Origin of the sequence: Caminibacter pacificus (genome assembly GCF_003752135.1) — a bacterium.
In the GTDB taxonomy this organism is placed as follows: domain Bacteria; phylum Campylobacterota; class Campylobacteria; order Campylobacterales; family Nautiliaceae; genus Caminibacter; species Caminibacter pacificus.
In genome coordinates, this window is the sequence record NZ_RJVK01000003.1 from 163915 (window position 1) to 186233 (window position 22319).

Below are 22319 nucleotides of genomic sequence, written 5' to 3' on the forward strand. Positions count from 1 at the left end.
TATATATAATTTCACTAAAAAAGGCAAAAAATGGTCGATTTACACAACCACACCCCGCTTTGCAACCACGCCGAAGGTACACCTGATGAGTACATTCAAGAAGCGATCAAAAAAGGAATAAAAGTTTACGGATTCGCAGACCACGCTCCTATGAATTTCGACCCACAATATCGTATGGAATTTAGCGATATGCAAACCTATGAAAAAGAGATTAAAATTCTAAAAGAAAAGTATAAAAACGATATAAAGATATTACTCGGATACGAAGTCGATTTCACACCGAAAAAATACCTCGACAAAAGAGTTTTGAATGCCGATGTCGATTATTTGATAGGAAGCGTTCATTTTTTGGATAATTGGGGGTTTGATAATCCGGAGTTTATAAAAGAGTGGGACAAAAGAGACGTTGATGACGTTTATAAAGAGTATTTCAAATACATAAAAGAACTTGCCGAATCAAAACTTTTCAATATCGTAGGACACTTGGATTTGGTAAAAGTATTCGGTCACAAACCTAAAAAAAATATAAAAGATTTGGCAAAAGAAGCGATAAAAGCCATAAAAAAATCGAATATAGCGGTAGAAATCAATACGGCAGGTCTTAGAAAACCGGTAAAAGAAGCTTATCCCTCAGACGAACTCCTTGAAATGATACTCGAAGAAAATATCGACCTAACGACTTCAAGCGACGCTCATTCGCCAAACCAAGTAGGATTTATGCTAAAAGAGACCACTCAAAAACTTAAAAAAATGGGAGTTGAGAAGTTGGTATATTTTGAAAAAAAAGAGAAAAGAGAGTTTAAAATTTAATGGATAGGTTTGTTAGAACCTAAAATAGCCACCTCTTTTCCGTCTCTAATTGCGATTTGTGCGAAGATTCCGTTATCCCCGTCAATAATACTCGCACCCGTAACGTCACCGCTGCTTAAAGCCACCGAATTAAGAGTGATATAATTTCCGTTGATTTCCATAGTCGGATTAATCAAAGCCATATAACTAATAGGCTCTTCAGCAGGAACTTCTTCAAAAAATACGGCATTTACGTTCGTATTGATATAAACCATAAAACATTTTGAATCTCTCTCGTCAATTTGAGCATGAGTGTCGTCTATTTTTTTAACTCTCAAATTACCAAGACAAATCTCGTTTTTATTCTCTCCTACGTTTTGAATGAATTTAATATACCCGTAACCCGTAAAGTCGCTTGCGCTCATAGGCTCGCTCTCAACCCCTAAACCGAAACCTCCGTTTACGAAATCGGCAATTGCAATACTTTGAAGATATCCTTTTTTTACCGCCATAATCATAAAGTCATTTCCGTTTGAGTCTTTTAAATATACTTTATTATCCGTAAAATTCCAGGTACCGAGTACTGAAATTACGTTTCCGTTAGAATCTTTTGTAGCAAAAGTAAAAGTGTTATCGTCATTTAGCGTTACCGTAGCGATTGAAGTTATCGATTCGTTTGCGATTTTTACGCCTCTAAGCAAAATATTGTAAGTTTTTCCCGCTACGTCGCTTGCACTTAAAGCAATAAAGTTTTTCGGAATACCTACAACGGTATAAGGACTTCCGTTTTGCATAATCGTAGAAAACATAATTCCCGCTGTTAAATAATAAAAGTTGCTTCCGTCGTTATTGACAAATAGCATATTATTATACATGTTGTAAATTTTTGATTTCGATGCCACTTTACCTAATACGTTACCTTTAATCTGATAATTTACAACATCGTCTTTCAAATCGAAAGTAAATTCGGCATAATCACCAAGAGTCATCGCACCTTGATAAGTAATTTCACCTCTTCCGCTTATAATAGGATTTGCCGTAACGTACGCATCAACGTCGCTTAAAGTAACGTTAACGTCTTTTCCGTCCACTTTTGCGTAAAGTTCTCCGTCTTTTACGGCTTTAGTAATCATATCTACAAGCGTATCACCGCTTGCGTTTAAATCAAAAGACTTAACTTTTGACAAATCGCAATAACTAGATGTCACGCTACATCCGCCAGCTTTATGCAAAAGCGAACCTAAGTATGCTGCAAGAGTTACGTTATTATCCGCTAAAAGAGCAGGTGTAATATCGGTATTTCCGGTTACTTCGACATCTCCGAGTTTCGTATCCCCCACACTGATTTCAAGATTTGCGGGATACGTCGTATCCAAACTGAATTTTCCGTTTGAATCGGTTATATCACAAACATTCGTCCCTTTTAGACAAACTTTGACTCCTTTTAAAACACTCGCTTGAACGCTTCCTTCCACTTTTTGGACTTCACTGCTTCCTCCGCTTCCACCGCCGCATCCTATTAAAAACGCACTAATAGCAATCGCTCCAACAATCGGTTTTAATCCTGTCGCTTTCATTTTTACATCCTTGTTTTTATTTGCAACTAAATCGGCACAATAAAAGAAAAAATTAATCTTAGTGTTGTATAATTCGCCCAAAACAGAAAAAGGAGAAAAATTGATTTATTTAAGCCTGCTTATGGCAATCAGATTTTTAGGGCTTTTTATAGTAATGCCCGTACTTGCACTTTATGCCATGCATTTAAAAGGCGCCAGTGAATTCAGTGTCGGGGTAGCGCTTGGTGCATATGCCCTCTCTCAAGTATTTTTACAAATTCAATTCGGAAAACTCGCTGATAGATACGATAAGAAAAAAATCCTTATTTTCGGACTTTTTTTACTATTTTTAGGTAGTTTGGTCTGTGCTTTTTCAGACAACATCTATACACTTATTTTCGGTCGTCTACTCCAAGGTGCCGGAGCTATCGGAGGAGTGATTTTGGCTTACATGTCGGATTTGAGCGACGAAAACAACAGAGCTAAAATTTTTGCGAGAATGGGACAATTTATCGCTTTAAGTTTTGCGATTTCTATGATTTTAGGACCTACAATCGGAACTAAATGGGGAGTTGACAAACTCTTTTTATTAACGGCTATACTTGCTTTGATTTCTATATATTTGGTAATTGCAAAAGTACCTCCAGCTCCTAAAATCGTGCACCATACCGATTCGAAAGTTTCTCTAAAAGATATTTTCGCTCACAAAGAGTTATTAAAACTATTTTTCAGCGGTTTTATGCAAAAAGGCCTTATGAGCGTATTTTTCTTACTGATTCCTCTTGTATTCACCCAAACTTTTCATTGGGAAAAAACCTCACTTTGGAAAGTATATATCCCAGCTTTGGTATTCGGATTTTTCGCACTTCCTTTAGGTGCGATATTGGCCGAAAAAAAAGGAAAAGGAAAAGCCGTATTTATTATAAGCGCTCTTAGTATCACCTTAGCTTTAATACTTTTCTTAATAGGTCTAAACACTCAAAACTATCTTTTTGCACTTATCGCAGTTATAGTATTTTTCTTCGGATTCAACCTGCTTGAGCCGGTACTTCAAAGTTTCGTTAGTAAAGTCGCGTACGCAAACCAAAAAGCCACCGCTCTTTCAACTTCCAACACCATTCAATATTTAGGAATTTTCTTAGGCGGTGCGGTAGCGGGATATTTTATGAAACACGGTATGCTAAAAAGCTTTTTGATTATCTCAATCATCATCGCTTTTTTGTGGGTATTCGCTCTTATAAAAATGAAACCTGTAAAAAAATTCAAAATCGTCGAATATACCGAATTTGACAAAGATTTTATCGAAGAGTTGAAAACCGAAAAAAACGTATATGATTTTTATGAAAAAGAAGGCGTTTTAATAGTCAGATACATCGACTAAAACATTTTCGGAACGCCTTTTGCTTGATATGGCAAAAAGGCGTTTAGATGAACATCTTTAAATCGGTTTTAATCCTGTCGCTTCTTTTCTCTTTTGCCTTTTCGCAAAAAATCAAAGAAATCTCCTCAATCGTAGGAGTTAGAAGTAACCAGCTTTTCGGTTACGGAGTTGTTGGAGGACTTGACGGAACGGGTGATTCCTCCACAAAATTCACAAAGCAGTTCTTATCCAACTTTCTTAAAAATACAAACCTAAAAATCGACCCTCAAGACATCAAATCCAAAAACGTAGCGGCTGTAATAGTAACTGCTACGCTTCCGCCGTTTGCAAGAGAAGGAGATAAAATCGACGTAACCGTCTCCTCAATCGGTGATGCGAAATCTCTTCAAGGAGGGGTATTGCTTATCACTCCTTTAATAGGAGTTGACGGAAAAATCTACGCCTTGGCTCAAGGACCTATTACGATGGGCGGATTCAATACAAAAGGCGGCAAAAAACAAAAACACTTCACTACAACCGTCAAAGTTATCAAAGGTGCAACCGTCGAAAGAGCCGTAGTATGGGATATTTATCACAAAAAATTCGCCACTCTTTCTTTAAATACGAGCGATTTCAATCTCGCAATAAACGTGCAAAAAACGATCAATTCATTTTTTAAACAAAACGTAGCGATAGCAATAGACCCAAGAACCGTAAAACTAAAAAAACCAAAAAACCTCTCAATGCCTGAATTTTTGGCAATGGTTGAAAATCTAAACGTAAAAGTACCTCACGAGCCGGTTATCGTAATTGACGAAAGAACCGGAACGGTAATTGCTGGTAGTGATATAAAGGTGCAGCCGACAGTGATCGTATACGGAAACTTTACGATCAAAATAGACAAAGAGACAAGCGTTTTGGAATTGACATCGAATTTACAACGAGTAAAAGCTACGCCTCAGGATGTAATCGCAATTCTTGAAAACCTTAGGGCTTCAAGAGCGATTAGCGCTAAAATTGTCGTAAATTAAGGAGCTTAAAATGAAAACACAACTTATAACGAGTCTGCTTCACAAACACTCCGAATCGAAATCGCAAACATTAAAAGAGCTAAAAAAAGTTTGTGATGATTTCGAGAGTGAAATTTTAAATTTTTTCTTAAAAGAAGCAATGGATAGCAATAACGCTCTTTTCCCCGAATCTCCGGGCGAGAAGATATACAAATCGATGTATCAAGAACAACTATCAAAAGAACTTAGCGGCAATTTCGGCTATTCTAAGCTTTTATTCGACTATTTGAAAGAAAAAGTTTAGTAAATGAATAAAAAGACGATGTTATTGGGTAGAAAACTAAAAATAAGAAGGACAAAATGATTAGAAAAATCTCTATCGGATTTAAAACGTTTGTCTCTACCCAACAAAACGAAACCAAAAAAACACAAAAAACCCAAGAGGTGCAAAAATTATCCAGGGTGGAGGAGATAAAACAGCAAATCCAAAAAGGCGAATATAAAATCGACCTCAGAAAAACCGCTGAAGCTATGGCAAAGGCTCTTTTGTTTTAATCTTCCACCCTGACTAAAAGGAAGGGACAATGCTTACTCAAAAACTAAACGACATAATAAACGTGCTAAATCAATTAATAGAAATGACAACTCAAGATATAGAAAATATCAAAGCAGCAAATCACGAAAAAGTATTTGCAAACACCGCTAAAAAAGAAGAATTGGCAGTGAAATTCAGCAATCTAAAAAGCGAAATAGATAATATTTTGGTCTCAAGAAACAAGCCGATAGAAGAGATTTTTTCAAAAGAAGAAGAGATACTTTTTGATGAATTCAGAAATAAACTAAGCGAATTTCACACTCTTCACAAAAAATTTTCGAAACTCGCTTTAAGTGTCGCAAATTTCTATAACGCTTTGATGAAAGAAATAAAACAGGAATCTCCCAAAATTGACTATAAAGATTCCCAATTACCAAAATCATTTCTTAAATTAAAGGCGTAAAAATGGCAATCTCAACAGCATACTCAACCGCTCTAACAGGACTAAAAGCACACCAAACAGCGCTTGATGTGACATCAAACAACATCTCAAACGCCTCAAATCCAGATTACGTAAGAGAAAGAGCGATTTTCACGACATATGACGGAATCAACTCTATTCCCGGCGATATCGGTATAGGAGTCAAGATTCAAAGCGTTATGAGAATTACTGATACTTTTTTATTCAACAGATTCACTCAAACTTCGGCAAACGTTAAAAACTTAACCACAAAAGAACAATACCTAAATGAAATAGCGACTTATTTTCCGGATGTGGAAGACCAAGGACTAAATAAAGACATCAAAGATTTTTTTGACGCATGGCAAACTTTTGCAAGCAACCCCAACGACGGAGCGGTAAAAGTAGACCTTGCGTACAAAACCCAAAAAATGACCGACGATATCAAAACTTTAAGAGGAAAATTAAAAGATATCCAAAAAAGCCTAAATGAAGAGGTTAAAACAAGAGTGGACGAAATTAATTCGATTGTAAAAGAGATAGCGGATATAAACGCTAAAATTACGGCTCACGAAGCAAACGGCTCTTCTCATGCAAACGAACTTAGAGACAAAAGAGACGCCCTTGAAAAAAGATTAAAAGAGATTGCCGACGTTAAAATCTACAAATCCGGCGTAACTTCTCAAGACGCTCAAGGCACTACTACCGTCGATTATACCGAAAACTATCAAATAAGTATCGGAGGATACGTACTGCTTGATAACTCCACTTCAAACGAATTGGTATTGCAAGATAATTATCAAAACTACAATATCGCACTAAAATCCAATACCGAAATAAACGACGTAACCGATGCTATTAAAGGCGGAGAGTTAGGCGCGCTTCTTGATGTAAGAGGAAGAGAATTCAACTCCAATACCGACCCAAAAGACGGAGTTATTGGAGATATGCTAAGCTCTCTTGACGCTTTTGCACAAGGAATGATAAGAAGCGTAAACTCAATCTATTCATATTCCGCTCAAGAATCCGTAGAAACGGATACTATAAACAAACCTATTTCCGTATCTCCGGATATGGCGGACAAACCTCTTCCTTTGATAGAAAAATATTTGGCTCATCCGGTAAGAGACGGAAATATGATTTTGCAAGTATATGACAACAGCGGAAATCCGACTCAAGAAGTAAAAGTTTCAATCGATTCACAAAAAAGCATTAACGACATAATAAGCGACATCAACACTTCCTTACAAAATGCGGGAGTTACCGATACTCAAGCAAAACTTGTCAACGGACAGATAAAATTCGTAGATTCAAACGGCAATGAAAGCCCGAATGTCCTCGTAAAAGACGACGGAAGTTTGCTTTTTAGCGCTCTAAACGAAATAGAATATATGCCTCTATCAAAAATAGACGATACAAAACTCCCTATTCCGATGGATAACGGAACCTTTGACGTAGTGGTATACGACAGCAACGGAGAAGAAAAAGCAAGAAGAACCATAACCGTAAATATGGACTCTAAAGACCCGAGATATTCGACAATCGAAGGTATTATGGCTCAAATAAATACGCCCAATATCGACGACAACCAAAACAACAACCCGAATGATGACGTTGACGATTATTATCAAGCGAAGTTTTTAAACGGAAAATTCATTCTTGCACCTAAACAAGAAGACACTTTCGTAGGGCTCGATAACGACACGGCGAATTTCGGAGGGAGTTTCGGAGTAAATAAATTTTTTGACGGAACCGACAGCTCCAATATCTCTTTAAGACAAGAATTTATCGACGACCCGAGTAAAATTCACGCTTATAAAGCTCCTAACGAGGGTAATAACGAAGTGGCAAACGAAATATTACAACTTCAATTCCAAGATATTACATTTTATAAAGGCGATACGAAAATAACAAATACCATTACAGGATTTTACAGAACGATGACCTCTTCTTTGGCAAACGAAGCGAAAAATACGACCGACCAAAAAGAAGCTGCCGAAACTCTTTATAAATCGGTCTCTAACGAATACTATTCTCTAAGCGGCGTCAATATCGACGAAGAGCTTATAAACCTTGAAAAATTCCAAAGAGGCTATCAAGCCAACGCAAGAGTTATAACTACAATCAACAATATGCTCGACGCCCTATTTGCGATTAAGCAATAGGGTCGTCGTAATCGACTTGAATCAAATCTTCAAATAAATCCCACCCGAAATGCAGCATATCGATTTCGGCTATTTTTTCGAGATATTTACCTCCGTCTTCTCTTACGATATAAACTTCACCTACCATCGTATCTTTCGGATAGAAATTACTTGCTTTTATTTCAAGTTTTTCTTCACCTTTTAATACCATATCTGGAAGCATCAAATCACAAAAGAAATCATAAATAGGCTCTTGCGGTGCGTCGATATCACAAGCCGTATATCCGATTTTCAAGTCGTTGATATCAGGATTTTCGTCATATTCGAAATACCCATCACCATTTGCTTGCAATAAAAGAAGTACGTCGCCTTCATTAAAATTTTCACTAATAAGCTCGTCTACGCTTGTATTTTTATATTCGATATCCTCAAACGTATAAGTTTTATCTTCTATCTCAATCTCCGCCCCGTCAGGTAAAACACCCATAAGTTCCGTAGGCAAATCAACGGCTTCGGCTTCTCCGCTGTCAATATAACTTGCCACTACTTCTTGAAATCTTTCGATATCTTTGGTTTCGCTCAAATCATAACTTTCGATATCCACAATCGGAGTCAAATCATACACTTTTATAAGATTTGTTTCCCCTCTAATAACCATTACGTCTCCTTTTTTATTATAATTATATCACATAATCTTATAAAAAGGGACTCAATGGATATAAAATCAAAACTTGATAAACTTATTGAAGAGAATATTTACGAAGTAAACGAAGAAAAATTGGACCCGATTTTAATTGCAAAAAAATATAACGACGAATATATAAGCCTCGTAGCCGCTTTGTTTGCATACGGAAACGTAAAAGCGATACTTAAGTTTTTAAATTCTTTGGATTTGGAAAATCTAAACTCAAACGGAGCATACTATAGATTTCAAACGAAAAAGGATGTTGAAGAATTTTTATATACTCTTAAAAAAATGAAAGAAAAATACTCTTTAAACGAAATTTTTTTAAAAGGTTACGAAAAAACGAAAAACCCTATCGACGGAATAAGAGAAATCATCAAAACGATGTACGAAATAAACCCTTATAATTCGGATGGATATCAATTTTTGATAGGGAAAATTCCCCCTAAAAAAACAAAAGGAGTTAGTCCTTATAAAAGATGGAATATGTTTTTGAGATGGATGGTTAGAGACGACTCTTTGGATTTAGGGCTTTGGAGAGGAGTTGAAAAAAGCGATTTGATAATTCCGCTTGATACTCACACCCATAAAGTATCGTTAAAATTAGGTCTGTTAAAAAGAAAAACCTACGATTTACAATCGGCTATGGAGCTTACGGAAAAACTAAAAGAATTCGATCCTAAAGACCCTTTAAAATACGACTTCGCACTCTATAGAATCGGTCAGATGGATATAAAAATATAACCAAAAGTTACAATTTTTCTTTTTTTCACATTTCACTATTAAATAAAAATTAATAATATGATACAATTTCACTAAAAAAGGATATTTACATGAATGAATTGTGGCTCTTTTTTGGATTTTTAGGGCATAATCAGTATGTTCAACTTATCGTTCATACCATTATCGCAGCTTTATTATCTGTAATCGTGGCTAAACTCGCTACAAGAAAACTTCAAATCGTACCAAGCGGTTGCCAAAACGTTATGGAAGCGACTGTCAGCGGTATTTTATACATCGGAAAAGACGTGGCAAACGAAGAAATCGCAAGAAAATATTTAACACTTGCAGGAAGTTTGGCTATTTTCATTTTTATGGGTAACTTCATCGGTATTATTCCTGGATTCGAAGCTCCTACGGCAAACGTAAACTTAACTCTATCACTTGCAATTTTAGTATTCCTTTACTATCATTTCGAAGGTATCAGAGCACAAGGTTTAGGACATTATATCGCTCACTTCGCAGGTCCTGTTAAATGGCTGGCACCATTAATGTTCCCTGTTGAAATTCTTTCTCACTTCTCAAGAATCATTTCACTTGCTTTCAGGTTATTCGGTAACATCAAAGGGGACGACTTATTCTTAGCGGTATTGTTAATGCTTGCACCTTGGGTATTCCCGTTAGCAGGTTTTGCATTACTTACATTCTCTGCATTCTTACAAGCATTCGTTTTCATGGTACTTACATACGTATACATCTACGGTGCGGTTACGGGACAAGAAGAAGCTCTTTAATAAATGGCTTCTTTTCTCTCTTATTTTATAACAGACCCTTCATATTCTCTACAACAAATAAAAGAAGCTATAAAAAAACACAAACCCACTTTCGTATGCTATAGAAACAAAGAATATTTTGACAAAAACGAAATTATGGATTTTGCAAATTTCGCAAAAAATTATTCAAAAGTATTTATTAATTTAGATTCTTTAAAAGATGATTCTCTACTTGAACATTTTGACGGAGTACATATTCCAAGCTCAAGACTTGACGAAATCACCGAATATAAAAACAAAATAATTATAGCTTCAACCCACAACCCTTTAGAAGTTCAAAAAGCTCAAAAAGCCGACTACATTACCTTTTCGCCTATATTCAAATCAAAAAACAGATGCGGGCTCGGTACGGAAGTGCTTAATCATATATGCAATATGCACCCTAAAGTAATAGCTCTCGGCGGAATTATAAGCGATAAGGAAGTAGAAAAGATAAAAAACACAAAAGCGGTGGGATTCGGAAGTATCAGGTATTTTTTTACATAATTTTATGCAATTGATTTCCGGTTTTCATCCACTCTTCAAGTTCTTCCCATTTTTCGTTTTCAATCATATCTTTTGCTTTTTTCAGCTCACTCTTAAACGCTTCTATCGAATCTAAAAGATTTTTTTTATTTTCTTTGAATATATCTTTCCACATATGAGGATTGCTTTTTGCCAGACGACTCATATCCCTAAATCCGCCCGCAGCAAGAGTAACGATATGGTCTTTATCTTCTTGTTTTAAAACTGAGTTTGCTATGGAGAAACTCACGATATGAGGCATATGCGAGATAAAAGCGGCATGTCTGTCGTGTTCTTTTGCGTCCATTATTTTTATTTGCATTTTTAAATAATTATAAATATCAAAAGCTCTTTTTACCTGCTCTTCTCCGCTATCTTCTATATTACAAACAACCATAACTTTATTGTAATACAAATCGGCTATTGCAGCTTGCGGACCGGAATATTCCGTCCCGGCCATAGGATGAGAAGCTACGAGATTTTTTCTTATGTTTTTAGGACATTCGTTTACGATACTCTCTTTTGTAGAGCCGAAATCAATGATTAAAGAATCTTTTTTGAGGTTTAGTTTCGAGAGATGATTAAGTGCGTTAATTATACCTCTAATAGGTATTGCAAGTACGATAACGTCGGCTTGTTTTAAATCTTCAAAAGTTCCTATCTCATCCACAAGCCCTAATTTCAAAGCATCTTCTTGATGTTGGATGTTATGGTCTATGCCTATAATTTTATCGAAATATCCCTTACAGGCAAGACCGAAACTTCCTCCCATAAGCCCGAGTCCCACTATACCGCAAACCATTTAACCTCTTTTTAATAAAAATTATACCACATTTACGCTATAATTTTACCCAAATCACAAGAAGGGATAATATGAAGAGACTATTAATATTTTTATTGCCTATAATTATTTTCGCACAAACGATTACGAAAGTAGATTACAAAGGTTTAATCCACATTTCACCGATAACAGCTTCAACAATCACACAAATCACACCAAACTCTCAATTCGATATAGAAAAAATAGACAAAGCCATAAAAAATCTATACAAAACCGGATATTTTGAAGAAATAAAAGCAGATTTTTCAAACGGAGTTTTAACTTTTATATGTAAAGAAAAACCTACAATTGCAAAAATTCATTTAACAAACGTTTCGGAAGATGTAAAAAAATTATTAAAACAAGAAATGATTTTACCTAAAAAAGGTGAATTATTATCAAAACAAAAACTTGAAAAGCTTAAAGAATTCATAAAACAATATTACACAGCAAAAGGATACTACAATACGGTAGTTGCAACAGAAATAGAACATTTAAACCAAAATAGAATCGTATTACATATAATCGTAAACAAAGGTAAAGAAGTATACATCAGAAACGTAAACTTTTACGGTACTACAATTCCAAAAAGCGACCTTCTTGACGAAATAGAAAACAGACCTCGTACTTTTTGGAGTTGGATTCCTTTTACTAACGCAGGAAAATTAAAAGTTTATGATTTACCAAAAGACAGACAAGCTCTTCAAGATTATCTTTTAAATAAAGGTTACATGGATTCAAGAGTAAACCTTCCTTTGGCAAAAACAAATCTTGACAGTTATTTTGCGGATATAGATTATCAAATATATCAAGGGAAAAGATATATAGTAAAAGAGATAAAAATAGATTATCCTAAAAACATAAAAGTAAAACTCCCTGAATTAAAACTCAAAAAAGACAAATACTTCAACGTCTCGGCCCTTAGAAAAGACCTTCTTGATATTTCACATGCCTTCATGAACGAAGGATATGCCTTTGTAAAAGTTTATCCTCAAATAAAAAAAGAAAAAACAGACGTTTATTTAACATATAAAGTAATTCCGGGTGAAATTGTTTATATTAACAACGTAATTATTTCAGGAAACAATAAAACTCTTGATAGAGTAGTCAGAAGAAACATTTATTTAGCTCCGGGAGACAAATACTCATATAAAGACATGAGAGATTCTCAAAACGCTTTAAAAAGAACCGGTTACCTTGAAAATGTAAAAATTAAAATGAAAAAAATATCTCCGAATAAAGTAAACTTACTTGTAAATGTTAAAGAAGGACTAAGCGGAACTTTAAGAGCCGGAATTAGCTACGGAAGTTATACGAAATTAGGATTTAATTTAGCATTAAGTGAAAAAAACGTATTCGGTAGCGGGCAAAGTTTATCTATTAATGCAGACGTAAGTGCTGTAAACAGAACATATAAAATCACTCTTTTCAATCCAAGAGTTTTAGACAGTAAATATTCTCTTAGTACTTCAATTTACGATACTTCTTTTGAGGGTATTTCGTATACTTCTAAAGAGAGAGGTTTTAGCATAGGGTTAGGTAAACAATTAAATAGATTCACAAGTGCAAGTATCACTTACGGATACGTAAGAACCAAACTGAGCGATTATAATACTACCGAATATATTATGCCTAAAAGTACGAAAAGTTATATCACTTTGGCTCTCGGTTATAACGATACGGATGATTATTTCTTCCCGACTACCGGAATAAAAGCGGGAATCAGCTCTGAATTCGCAGGTATAGGCGGAGATGAAAAGTTTATAAAAACACTCGCTAATTTTAAATACTTTTATCCTCTAACGGATAAAACATATCAAACGGTAGCGGTATTAAAATATAGGGTAAAAGGCGGAGCGATAGCCAAAAACGGATATCTACCTATAAATGAAAAATTTTATTTAGGTGGAACTTCTACCGTTAGAGGTTTTAGTTGGTATTCAATAGCTCCTAAAGATAGTGAAGGAAACGAAATTGGAGGTAAATACGAATTTATCACTGGAGCCGAAATTTCTACTCCGCTTAGCAGAAAAAACAGAATGTGGTTGACCGGATTTATCGATTACGGAGCAGTCGGTGAAGATAAATTAAACATCACAAGAAGTTCGTACGGGTTCCAAATAGACTGGATTACACCTATGGGACCTTTAAGTTTTATTTGGGCATGGCCTATTAAAAGTGAAAAAGGTGATGATTTACAAAGATTCGAATTTACTATAGGAACTACTTTCTAAGGATTTAAAAATGAGAAAAATAGGCTTCCTCGAAGCTTTCAGTATCGGGGTTGGAGGAATGGTCGGCGGCGGAATTTTCGCCGTTTTGGGTCTTACAATCGATCTTGCAAAAGGTGCCGCACCTATCGCCTTTTTAATCGCCGGGACTATCGCTCTTATTACAGCTTACTCTTACGCAAAATTATCCGTTAAATTTCCGAGTGAGGGTGGAAGTATCGAATATATAGTGCAGGCTTTCGGAAACAATCTTTTTTCAGCTACGGTAAATAATCTTCTTTTGGTTTCTTATGTAATAATGCTCGCTCTATACGCTTCGGCATTCGGAGCATACGGAAGCGCTCTTTTTTTAGGACACGACGTAACATGGCTTCATAAACTTTTAGCGGTAGGTGTTATAGGTATTTTTACTTTTATTAATCTTTTGGGAGCTTTTTTAACCGGAAAAGCCGAAGATATTTTAGTATATACGAAAGTGGCGATTCTTTTAATTTTCGTCGCAATTGGCTTTTATACGGGTACTCATTATGAAAGATTAGAGCCTCAGTTTTGGGAATCATACCTAAAAATCATAACCGGAGGACTTATTATTTTCTTGGCTTACGAAGGATTCGAGCTTATCGCAAATTCGGCAAAAGACGTTATTAATCCTCAAAAAACACTACCAAGAGCGTTTTATGCAAGCGTTATTTTTGTAATTGCTTTATATGTAAGTATTGCAGTCGTAACAATTTTAAACGTTGATTTCGAAACGGCAAAAAAAGCTCAAGATTATGTTTTGGCAATTGCAGCGGAACCTCTTCTTGGAAAATTAGGATTCGTTATTATTGCCGTAGCCGCCATGCTCTCAACCGCAAGCGCTATAAACGCTACAATTTACGGAGCCGGTAGAGCCGGATATTTGATTGCAAAGCTCGGAGAAATTCCAAAAGATTTCGCAAAAAAAATAAAAAACGGATATGAGGGAATGATAATTTTAGGTCTTTTGGGAGTTATTTTCGCTACGAGTTTTAATATAGAAAATATCTCGGTAGCGGGAAGTTTCGGGTTTTTAGTAATTTTCGGACTTGTAAACTATGCAAACTTCAAACTTAGAAAAATAACGAACTCTAATCCTTTTATTTCTCTCTTAGGAGCTTTTTTATGTCTCGTTTCAGCTGCTATTTTAATCGGATACAATCTATTTCATAACCCAAGCGCCCTTGAAAGCAGTGCTTGGGTCGTAGTAATAGTGGTGGCTATCACTATAATCTACCATAAACTCGGCGGAAAAATGAAAAAAGTTCTTGATGAGGATTTAAGAGAAAAAATTTAATTATTCACAATCTCCAAATCAAAAAAGAGCTCTCTTGTTTTTGAGCGCTCTTTTGCAAGATAAAGGTTTTCACCTTTAATAATAATTTTTTTATCTTTTTTAGAAAAAGTTATCTCGACTTGAGGCATCGAAAGATTGATATTTATAAGCTTTGCAACCCAAAAGATATTACAAAGTTTTTCTACTATATCCTTTTTAGGAAGAAGACATTTGAATTTTTCTATCTCTTTTTTCTTGATTTTTTTTCTTTTATGAAAACGGATAATTTTAGAAATCAACAACCTATCGCAATGTCTGAATCCGTAATGTAGAGAGTTTAACAAAATATAATCGGTATGTTTGTGAGCTTCGTAAAAATCTACAAGCTCACCCGCACGAGATAGTTTTATAGCGTAAGTTAGGTGCATTTTATATTTATCGTCAAGTTTAAATTCTTCTTTTAATAAATCGAAAACTTCAAGAGCTATTTTTGTCTCATATGACGCTATTTTTCTATCGATTTGATATACGTCTATAATCGTTCTGACCGACGGGTTAAAATTATCGGGAAATCTATAGTTGTCGTTTCTTAAAAGGTCCGTTAAAAATACACCTTCCCTAACCCCCACACCGCTGGTAATCACTTCTTTTGCACCTAAATATTTTAACGCTTCAAGAAAAATTAAAGTCCCGGGTCTTATAACGTCAAGTCTTTCGGGTTTAATACCGGCTTTTAGAAGCTCTTCATCACTCATTTTTATAATTTTTTCAAGAAAATCTTTGTGCTCTTTTATTTCATACGTAAAGCCGTGAAGAATATCAAGAGGATATTCTATTTTTTTCATAATAGCTTGAGAAAGCGCCCTAATAGTCCCACCGATACCGAAGACTTTTTTTGAATCGAAAACTTTTCCTAATTTTTCAAGTTCGTTTTTAATATATTTTTTAGCCCCTTCGATATCGCCTTTATCAAAAAAGAGCTCTTTTAATCTGACGGTACCGAGTTTCAAAGATATCGTAGCTTCGATTCTTTTATCCACAATCAACGCAAACTCGGTAGAACCCCCACCGATATCGATAGTAACGCCGTTTTTTTCATATAAAAGATTTGCCGCAGCTACACCGCCGTAAAAAGCTTCTTTATCTCCGTCTATTACTTTGATTTTCAGTCCCAATTCGTCTTTTACACGCTTTAGAAATTCGGCTTTATTAGGAGCGTCTCTAACGGCACTTGTAGCGACACAGAGGATTTTTCGAGTTTTTAAAGATTTTGCTATTAAAAGAAACTCTCTTAACGCTTTAATAGCTCTTTCAATAGCAAAATCTTGCAAATTTCCCCCGTTTTCATAAGCACCTTCACTGATTCTTACTTTGCTTTTCTCTTCTCTTAAAAGATAAAAGCCAAAACGGCTGGTTTTTTTGAACACAGCCATTCTGGCTGAGTTCGATCCAATATCAATAACGGCCGTTACTTTTGCCATTACTCTTCGTCTTTATGAATAAGTTCCGCTTTTAGTTTTAATTCTTTTGCCGTTTCTACGTTATCCGGGTCCGGAACAATCGCGTCAACAGGACATGCCGGTACGCATTGAGGCTCTCCTCCGTATTCGATACACTCGGTACACAAATCAGGATCAATTTCATAAATAGGATCACCCGGTTCGATTGCTCCGTTTGGGCATTCGTCAACACAAGCATCACATGCAATGCATTCCTCAGTAATCTTTAATGACATGCTACTCCTTTGGATAACAAAATTTATAGCCTCTTCGGCGAATGGTCTTAATTGTATCAATTTTAAAAACTTTGTCAACCTTTTGACGTATTTGATTTATTGCAACTTCTATAACGTTAGGAGTTACGAGTTCCGGTTCTTCCCAAATAGCATCCAAAAGCTGTTCTTTTGAGATAACTTGATTAGGATATCTCGCAAGATGCATAAAAACTTCAAACGCTTTGCCTTTTAAATAAGTCTCTTTTCCTTGATAAATAATCTTCTCTTCGTCTTTTACGATAATCAAGTCTTTAATTTTTATCTGAGACTCTTTTCCGCTTCTTAAAGCCACGTTGATTCTCGTAATTAACAAATCGAAATTAAGAGGCTTTTTTATATAATCGTCCGCTCCCATTCTAAGAGTTTTAATCTCGCTCTCAACCGAAACGTCATCGGAGATGACTATGATTTTTATTAAAGGATATATATCTTTTGCATAGTCTATAAATTTAAATAGCTCGCTCATTCCGAAATTAGCATCCACCACTACCAAATTGTAATGTCTGATATCCAAAAAATATTTGGCATCTTTTATGGTATAGGCTTCGTCAGTTTTATACCCCGCTTCGTGTAACGATTTTTTTATAAGCTCATTTAAAGTTTCATCCCTCTCGACAATTAAAAGACGCACATATACTCCTTTTTCAAACTGACAAAATTATAACAAAAAATTAAAATTTTCTTAAAGTTTCCACTCCTACTAAAGCATTCTTTAAAATTTCGGGTTTTCTAATTTTTAAATGTATGGATTTCATTTGAGGGAATTCGTTTTTGAGTTTTTCAATTATTACGTCGATTGCGTCTTCTATTAAAGCAAACTTTCCTTCGATAATTATATTTTGAATAATATCGCATACTTTTGCATAATCGATAAAGTTTTTTTTGTCTTCGTATTCGATTTGAGCGCATACGACTACGAGCTGTTCTTCGTTTCTCTCTTTTTCCAAAAGTCCTAAAATCGCTTTAAAACTCAAATCCTCGATTACTATTTTATACATCACTCCTCCTAAACTACGCGTTTTTCTTGACCTGTTACGAGTCTATAAATATTTTCTTTGTGTTTATAAATAACTATAAAAGCAATAATCCAAAGCGGCGCGTGAGATTGGATAGATAGATTCGGATATAAAATATAAGTACTCGCAATACCTACGATTATGGCGGTAAGTGAGCTTAATGAAGAAATTCTTACATATTTAGCCATCAAATACCAAACCACAAGTGCCACAAGTACGGCTTTTGGTACGAGTACGAGTAAAACTCCCGCCGTCGTTGCCACACCTTTTCCGCCTTCGAATTTCAAAAACGGAGAAAAACAGTGCCCTATTACCGCAAGAACCGCCAAAGTCCAAAGAGTAGCGTCACATACTCCGGCAAACTTTGCCGCCAAAACCACAGCAGCACCTTTAAATGCATCCAAAAAAAGCGTTAATGCTGCAAGTTTTTTCGCTTTTTTAGGGTCTTTTTGTTTCAAAACTCTAAGTACGTTCGTAGCACCGATATTACCGCTTCCGTGCTCTTTGATATTAATTCCGGCCGCGTATTTAGCTATCAGATACCCAAAAGGAATACCGCCTACGAGATAAGCGATTATATACCAGATAATGTTACTCATTAAATCCCTTTTTTATGAAATTATACTTTAAATTTGGTAAAATACTACAAAAAGGCTTTGAATGGTAAATAAAGTCAAAGAATTACTAAAAAAGCATAACATCACCTTAGCGGCACACTATTACCAAAAAGACGAGATATTCGAACTTGCCGACTTAACGGGCGATAGTTTGGAACTTGCAAAAAAAACGAAAGCTCTTAAAAACCCTCTTATTTTCTGCGGTGTAAGTTTTATGGGAGAGAGCGCTAAAATCCTAAATCCCGACATTGACGTTTACATGCCTAAACTTGCGAGCTGTTCGATGGCAAGAATGGCTGAAGAAGGAAAAGTGGAAGAAAACATTAAACTTCTAAAAGAAAAAAATATCGATTTTATTCCTATTACATACATCAACTCAAGTGCTAAAGTTAAAGCTATCGTAGGAGAAAACGGAGGTCTTACATGTACGAGCTCAAACGCTAAAAAAATCGTATCTTGGGCTCTTAATCAAGGGAAAAAAGTCTTTTTCCTGCCGGATAAAAACTTAGGACAAAACGTAGCGAGTATGATGGGGGTGAGCTCGTCTATCATCGGAGAAAAAGATTGGGAAAAAGCAGATATTATCTGCTACGACGGACACTGCTCGGTTCATCAGCTTTTTATGCCAGAACACGTAGAATTTTTCAAAAACAGATACCCTGATATCAAAATCGTAGTTCATCCGGAATGTTCTCCCGAAGTAGTTAAATTAGCCGATTTCGTAGGAAGCACAAGCCAGATTTTAAAATATGTAAAAGAACATCCAAACGAGCCTATGGCTATAGGAACCGAATTTAATTTCGTAAACAGAATGAAAAAAGAAATAAACCCGAATATTTTCATCCTAAGCTCGACAAAACCGGAGTGTCCTTCTATGAACGAAACCACTCTAAAAGAGCTTTACGATTTGCTTGTGGCAATTGATGAGGGCAGAGCCTACAACGTCGTAAACGTAGATGAAAACGTAAAAGAAAACGCGCTAAAAGCGCTAAATCGTATGATGGAGTTATCATGAATCTAATGAAACATCAAATAGTCGACTTTCTAAAACAAGTCCTAAACGAGGATATTGGCAGAGGTGATTTGGCAAGAGAACTTATCAAAGGTAACACTAAAGCCAAAATAGTTGCAAAAAGTGAAGGTATTATCGCCGGAATAGAATATATTAAATATTTTAGCGAACTTGCTGATGTTAAATTTGATTTTAATTTCGAAGACGGAAGCGAATATAAAAAAGGCGACATTATTTTTGAAGTGTACGGAAGTGCAAAAGATATATTATCAATAGAAAGAAGTATGCTAAATATTCTCCAACACGCAAGCGGTATAGCCAGCAATGCTTTTGAATTCATAAAAAAAATAGACGGACATTTAAAAATTTTAGATACGAGAAAAACAAGACCTCTTTTAAGAACATTCGAAAAATACGCCGCAAAATGCGGTGGAGTCACAAACCACAGACTCGGACTTGACGATTGTCTGATGCTCAAAGACACTCACTTAGCGACTTTTAGGTCTATTGCTGATGCTATCACTATTGCAAGAGAGCATATTCCGTTTACTACGAAAATAGAAGTGGAATGCGAAACCGAACGCCAAGCAAGAGAAGCTATGGCAGCCGGTGCCGATATCGTAATGTGCGATAATATGGACTTCGATACGATAAAAAGAGTCGTAGAATTCAGAGACCAAACATACCCTTACGTATTACTTGAAGCCAGCGGAAACGTAACACTTGATAACATAGACGAATTCATCAAAACGGGAGTTGACGCAATAAGCAGCGGCGCTATTATTCACCAAGCGACATTCAAAGATTTTTCAATGAAAATCATATAAAGGAGCGAAAATTTTAATAGAAGATAAAAATTTCGAACTTCCCCATTTTATGGGTATAGGACCCGTTAAAGAATTCAAAGAATACGTAAAAAATAAATTTAACAAAGACTTACAACCTTGGGATTTCCTAATTACAAACGACGGAATGAGAGACCTTGCATACTGCTATAACCCTAACAAAGGTATCGAAAGAATTGACAATATTCCCGAAACCAGCAAACTCAGAATCAAAAACGCCAAAATTTTCGAACCGCTTGATATTTATCAAAAATGCGCTATTTACGCAATGGTAGAAGCTCCCGCTTCATTAATTACAGGAAGATTCGGAAGCGGAAAAACACTTCTTGCAACAGCCACAGCTTTAGCGTTGACTAAAAAAAAGATATTCATAACAAGACCGCCTATCGGTATCAGCAGTGATTACGACATCGGATTTTTACCGGGAAGCAAAGATGAAAAAATGCTCGAATGGGCTGGAGGATTTTTGAGTGCGTTAAATTACCTATTTAGAGATATAAAAGGCTACAACTACGACAATATCAAATCCCAACTTTTCTTTGAAAAATTCGAAATAATCCCTTTAAATATGATTCAGGGGGTATCGATTTTAGAAGGCGAGATTTTAATAGTTGACGAAGTTCAGCTCGTTACGCGCGAATATATGAGTATGATTTTGTCGCGTATGAGTGAGGGAAGCAAACTCTTTTTACTTGGAGACTTACACCAAACCTACTCCACTATAGACAAACAAGACAGTGGTCTGTTTAGACTCCAACAAGTACTCCCTCACGAAGCGCTTGCGTGGGTTGATTTGCAAAAAATATACAGAAACAAACTAACCGAAATAGCAATAAAACTTTTAGAGTAATTTCTCTTTCATTATTTTTACGACTTCCTCATCAACTCCGCTCATCTTTTCTTTTATACCTTTTAAGGCTTTTATTGTTTTCGTAACATCCTCAAACATTATACCGTCTTCATACACCTGCATTGCGTTTAAGACGAATTTGGCGCTATCATATCCTACCGACGCACCTTGCAATACTTTTAGCGAACAAGCCATTTTTCCGCCGTCACACAAAAGGGTACTGATGTTTTGAATCACGTGTTTTACCGCTTTTTTTGAAGTTTCTCTATCACTCTCAAGATAAGCGATAGCTCCTGCCACTCCGCATCCGCTAGCAACCGCCGCACCGCATATTACCGAGAGTCTTCCGATAAAAAGCTTAACGTAAATAGTTATAAGCATACTTAAAGCAACCGCTTTTAACGCCTCCTCTTCTCTAAAACCTTTTTCTTTCGCATACACCCACACCGGAAGCGTCGCACTTATCCCGTGATTGCCACTTCCTGTGAGACTCATAGCGGGCATATTCACACCATCCATTCTCGAATCGCTCGCACTCGTAGTTATTTTGCATATTTTATCTTTTAAAGAATCGCCTGAAAATTGTTTTGAGACGTTTATTCCTACATCGTGATTCATCCCATATTCGGCCAACGCCATATTAAGTTCAACAGCCTCTCTTACAAACTCGAAACTTTTCTCTTGCTCTATCAAATCATAAACGATATCAAAAGGTTTATCTTCAAGTACATAACTTTTAACTTCAACCTCTTCTTGATGATTTTCAAACTCTTTTAATTCACCTTTTGAAATTACATATTCGATATTGTCGTGAAATTTAATCGTTACGGCCTCGGCATAGGTATTTTCGCTTTTTATAAAAAGCTCGCTTCCTTCAATCAATTCAACTTTTACTTTTTCACTGAATTTTAAGGCCTTTTTTACTTTTTCTTCGTTTAAATTTTTAAATATATTAAGTTCGTCATTTACATCTCCGAAAAGATACCCCAAAGCAAAGGCAAGTTTCACACCAAATCTTTTAGAGGTATTGGGGATAGGTACGTACATTGCGTTTTTTAGAAGGTTAGTATTAATGGTTAGCTTTAAATTTTCATCATAAACCCCATACTCTCTTAGATAAGCGGCATTTAAAGCAATAGCGGCAGGTTCGGTACAACCAAGTGCAGGTTTGATTTCGCTTAGAATTATCTCTTTTGCGCCATACATCAAAAATCCTTTTTTCAGAAGTATAAAACAAAAGATTTTTTAAGGATAGAAAAAAATT

General features: G+C 35.7%; 24 protein-coding genes. 15 read left to right on the top strand and 9 right to left on the bottom strand.

All coding sequences use genetic code 11. The features are described 5' to 3' along the window. The first annotated feature begins 30 nt into the window (after positions 1-30). Positions 31-810: a histidinol-phosphatase gene (locus EDC58_RS07135; RefSeq protein WP_123352831.1), complete on the top strand. Its 780-nt coding sequence runs from the start codon at positions 31-33 to the stop codon at positions 808-810. Here the strand turns inward: EDC58_RS07135 and EDC58_RS07140 are convergent. Then, positions 807-2366 (bottom strand): hypothetical protein, encoded by a 1560-nt coding sequence (locus tag EDC58_RS07140; protein WP_123352832.1) that lies wholly within the window; start codon positions 2364-2366, stop codon positions 807-809. The genes EDC58_RS07135 and EDC58_RS07140 overlap by 4 nt on opposite strands. A 100-nt stretch (positions 2367-2466) precedes the next feature. Here EDC58_RS07140 and EDC58_RS07145 point away from each other — a divergent pair, with 100 nt between their 5' ends. From EDC58_RS07145 to flgK, 6 genes are read left to right on the top strand one after another with little or no spacing between them, the layout of a single operon-like run. After that, entirely contained in the window at positions 2467-3726 is a 1260-nt protein-coding gene (locus EDC58_RS07145; RefSeq protein WP_123352833.1) for an MFS transporter, read from the top strand. 47 nt (positions 3727-3773) lie between these two features. Beyond that, a complete protein-coding gene (locus tag EDC58_RS07150; protein ID WP_123352834.1) occupies positions 3774-4736 on the top strand; it encodes a flagellar basal body P-ring protein FlgI in 963 nt (320 codons plus the stop codon). A 10-nt stretch (positions 4737-4746) separates the two neighbouring features. Continuing rightward, a complete protein-coding gene (locus EDC58_RS07155; protein WP_123352835.1) occupies positions 4747-5019 on the top strand; it encodes a rod-binding protein in 273 nt (90 codons plus the stop codon). 56 nt (positions 5020-5075) lie between these two features. Then, positions 5076-5270 carry a flagellar biosynthesis anti-sigma factor FlgM gene (locus EDC58_RS07160; RefSeq protein ID WP_123352836.1) on the top strand — a complete coding sequence of 65 codons (195 nt, stop codon included), beginning with the start codon at positions 5076-5078 and terminating at the stop codon, positions 5268-5270. A 29-nt stretch (positions 5271-5299) separates the two neighbouring features. Beyond that, a complete protein-coding gene (locus tag EDC58_RS07165) occupies positions 5300-5713 on the top strand; it encodes a hypothetical protein (protein WP_123352837.1) in 414 nt (137 codons plus the stop codon). A gap of 2 nt (positions 5714-5715) precedes the next feature. Next, positions 5716-7875, top strand: coding sequence for a flagellar hook-associated protein FlgK (gene flgK, locus EDC58_RS07170; protein WP_123352838.1), 2160 nt, complete (start codon positions 5716-5718; stop codon positions 7873-7875). Here flgK and EDC58_RS07175 read toward each other — a convergent pair. Further along, entirely contained in the window at positions 7865-8512 is a 648-nt protein-coding gene (locus EDC58_RS07175) for a hypothetical protein (protein ID WP_123352839.1), read from the bottom strand. The genes flgK and EDC58_RS07175 overlap by 11 nt on opposite strands. A gap of 54 nt (positions 8513-8566) precedes the next feature. On the opposite strand from EDC58_RS07175, the gene EDC58_RS07180 reads away from it, so the two are divergent. The 3 genes from EDC58_RS07180 to EDC58_RS07190 all read left to right on the top strand — a co-directional run bounded on the left by EDC58_RS07180 (position 8567) and on the right by EDC58_RS07190 (position 10578). Next, positions 8567-9283, top strand: a complete 717-nt coding sequence (locus EDC58_RS07180) for a TIGR02757 family protein (RefSeq protein ID WP_123352840.1) — start codon at positions 8567-8569, stop codon at positions 9281-9283. Between the two features lie 89 nt (positions 9284-9372). Beyond that, the gene (locus tag EDC58_RS07185) at positions 9373-10053 is read left to right on the top strand and encodes a F0F1 ATP synthase subunit A (protein ID WP_123352841.1); all 681 of its coding nucleotides are present in this window, start codon (positions 9373-9375) and stop codon (positions 10051-10053) included. Between the two features lie 3 nt (positions 10054-10056). Then, positions 10057-10578: a thiamine phosphate synthase gene (locus EDC58_RS07190; protein ID WP_123352842.1), complete on the top strand. Its 522-nt coding sequence runs from the start codon at positions 10057-10059 to the stop codon at positions 10576-10578. Here the strand turns inward: EDC58_RS07190 and EDC58_RS07195 are convergent. Continuing rightward, positions 10571-11398 carry a prephenate dehydrogenase gene (locus tag EDC58_RS07195; RefSeq protein WP_123352843.1) on the bottom strand — a complete coding sequence of 276 codons (828 nt, stop codon included), beginning with the start codon at positions 11396-11398 and terminating at the stop codon, positions 10571-10573. The genes EDC58_RS07190 and EDC58_RS07195 overlap by 8 nt on opposite strands. 71 nt (positions 11399-11469) lie before the next feature. On the opposite strand from EDC58_RS07195, the gene bamA reads away from it, so the two are divergent. Next, entirely contained in the window at positions 11470-13650 is a 2181-nt protein-coding gene (bamA, locus tag EDC58_RS07200) for an outer membrane protein assembly factor BamA (protein ID WP_123352844.1), read from the top strand. Positions 13651-13660: 10 nt separating this feature from the next. After that, positions 13661-14962 (top strand): APC family permease, encoded by a 1302-nt coding sequence (locus EDC58_RS07205; RefSeq protein WP_123352845.1) that lies wholly within the window; start codon positions 13661-13663, stop codon positions 14960-14962. On the opposite strand, the gene EDC58_RS07210 is transcribed toward EDC58_RS07205, so the two are convergent. Genes EDC58_RS07210 through plsY form a run of 5 tightly spaced genes read right to left on the bottom strand, consistent with a single transcriptional unit; the run spans position 14959 to position 18330 of the window. Beyond that, positions 14959-16422, bottom strand: coding sequence for a Ppx/GppA phosphatase family protein (locus EDC58_RS07210; RefSeq protein ID WP_123352846.1), 1464 nt, complete (start codon positions 16420-16422; stop codon positions 14959-14961). The two genes, EDC58_RS07205 and EDC58_RS07210, sit on opposite strands and share 4 nt — an antisense overlap. Continuing rightward, positions 16422-16676 (bottom strand): YfhL family 4Fe-4S dicluster ferredoxin, encoded by a 255-nt coding sequence (locus EDC58_RS07215; protein ID WP_123352847.1) that lies wholly within the window; start codon positions 16674-16676, stop codon positions 16422-16424. Before EDC58_RS07215 ends, EDC58_RS07210 begins: the two co-directional genes overlap by 1 nt. A gap of 1 nt (position 16677) precedes the next feature. Next, entirely contained in the window at positions 16678-17346 is a 669-nt protein-coding gene (hsrA, locus tag EDC58_RS07220) for a homeostatic response regulator transcription factor HsrA (RefSeq protein WP_123352848.1), read from the bottom strand. 40 nt (positions 17347-17386) lie between these two features. Beyond that, positions 17387-17713: a dihydroneopterin aldolase gene (locus tag EDC58_RS07225; RefSeq protein WP_123352849.1), complete on the bottom strand. Its 327-nt coding sequence runs from the start codon at positions 17711-17713 to the stop codon at positions 17387-17389. An 8-nt stretch (positions 17714-17721) separates the two neighbouring features. Then, the gene (plsY, locus tag EDC58_RS07230) at positions 17722-18330 is read right to left on the bottom strand and encodes a glycerol-3-phosphate 1-O-acyltransferase PlsY (RefSeq protein WP_123352850.1); all 609 of its coding nucleotides are present in this window, start codon (positions 18328-18330) and stop codon (positions 17722-17724) included. A gap of 61 nt (positions 18331-18391) precedes the next feature. Between plsY and nadA the strand changes: the two genes are divergently transcribed. From nadA to EDC58_RS07245, 3 genes are read left to right on the top strand one after another with little or no spacing between them, the layout of a single operon-like run. Next, positions 18392-19363 carry a quinolinate synthase NadA gene (gene nadA, locus EDC58_RS07235; protein WP_123352851.1) on the top strand — a complete coding sequence of 324 codons (972 nt, stop codon included), beginning with the start codon at positions 18392-18394 and terminating at the stop codon, positions 19361-19363. Next, positions 19360-20187 (top strand): carboxylating nicotinate-nucleotide diphosphorylase, encoded by an 828-nt coding sequence (nadC, locus tag EDC58_RS07240; protein WP_235823197.1) that lies wholly within the window; start codon positions 19360-19362, stop codon positions 20185-20187. The genes nadA and nadC overlap by 4 nt, the downstream gene beginning before the upstream one ends. Before the next feature lie 49 nt (positions 20188-20236). Continuing rightward, the gene (locus EDC58_RS07245; protein ID WP_123352852.1) at positions 20237-21055 is read left to right on the top strand and encodes a PhoH family protein; all 819 of its coding nucleotides are present in this window, start codon (positions 20237-20239) and stop codon (positions 21053-21055) included. On the opposite strand, the gene EDC58_RS07250 is transcribed toward EDC58_RS07245, so the two are convergent. Next, entirely contained in the window at positions 21047-22261 is a 1215-nt protein-coding gene (locus EDC58_RS07250; RefSeq protein WP_123352853.1) for an L-cysteine desulfidase family protein, read from the bottom strand. The genes EDC58_RS07245 and EDC58_RS07250 overlap by 9 nt on opposite strands. Positions 22262-22319: the final 58 nt, after the last annotated feature.